Below are 931 nucleotides of genomic sequence, written 5' to 3'. Positions count from 1 at the left end.
CCCCGCGGCCACCGACTACTCGCTTCTGCGTCCCCCCCCACCGCCCTACGGGTCGTGGGGAGTCTTGGCAAAGGACATAACCGCGCAGTACTTTGTAAGCAAAAACCCGGTGCTGGCGGCGTCTAACCCGCACGGCGGGGCGCAGGTCTATATGCCCGCCGACGACACGGCAAATCCGAGAATTGAGGAAGCCAGCCTGCTGTATATCGTCGATAACGCTTCCCAGAATATTTACATTCTGGGCGCGAACGAGCTGAACGGGCTGAGCGACGGCGCGGTGCACACCCTTGACCGGGAGCCCTTTGACCTTACCGCAACACTAGACGACCCCGACGCCAAGGGGCAGGCGATTATCGCCCTGAAGGACGGGAACGGCAGCAATTTTCTGTACGCGCTCTACCTTAGCTCGGACGAATACGGAGAAAAGTATGCCCCCAGCCAACTGGTTAAAATGAGCATAGGCTCGGACGGCACCTTGAGCGACCCTGTTGCGGTAACGGTCGGAATAAACGCGCAGGAAATCATTCCGGTCGCCGGCACCCCCCGGCGGCGGCGACGCGGACACCGTTCTGCTTATCCCGGCGATCGGCGGTCCGCAGAAATATGACGGCACCACCAACGGCGCCGATTCAAACATTAGCGCCGTTCCGGCATTCGGGGCGGCTTTTGCCGCCACGACGCTTTTAACCGGAGACGCTCCGGCGACTCCGCCAACGGCTTACGACATTCGCGCGGTCGCCGTCTCCGCCTCCGCGGACGACAACAGCATTCTCTATATCCTGACCGGCACTTATGACGACGATTTCAACCAGAGGTGGACGCTGTATAAGACCAGCGTCTCCACGCTCTTGGGCGCGGGCGGCGCCGCTCTTACCGACGCGTTCGGCCCAAAAGAATTCCAGACCGACGGCTCCGACAGCGACCCCAACGG

Annotated in this window: 2 protein-coding genes; one reads left to right on the top strand and one right to left on the bottom strand. The window is 61.5% G+C overall.

What is annotated here, in order from left to right; translation table 11 throughout:
* Positions 1–607, top strand: a 607-nt coding sequence (locus AWU74_RS06210; protein WP_238580203.1) for a hypothetical protein, incomplete at its 5' end; no start/stop codon positions are given.
* Positions 608–683: 76 nt separating this feature from the next.
* Here AWU74_RS06210 and AWU74_RS11800 read toward each other — a convergent pair.
* The coding region (locus tag AWU74_RS11800; protein ID WP_187150898.1) for a hypothetical protein at positions 684–931 on the bottom strand (248 nt) is incomplete at its 5' end.

It is taken from the genome of Treponema endosymbiont of Eucomonympha sp. (assembly GCF_001028545.1).
Note: the sequence above shows the minus strand (reverse complement) of the source record. Positions and strands in the feature narration are given on the sequence as shown.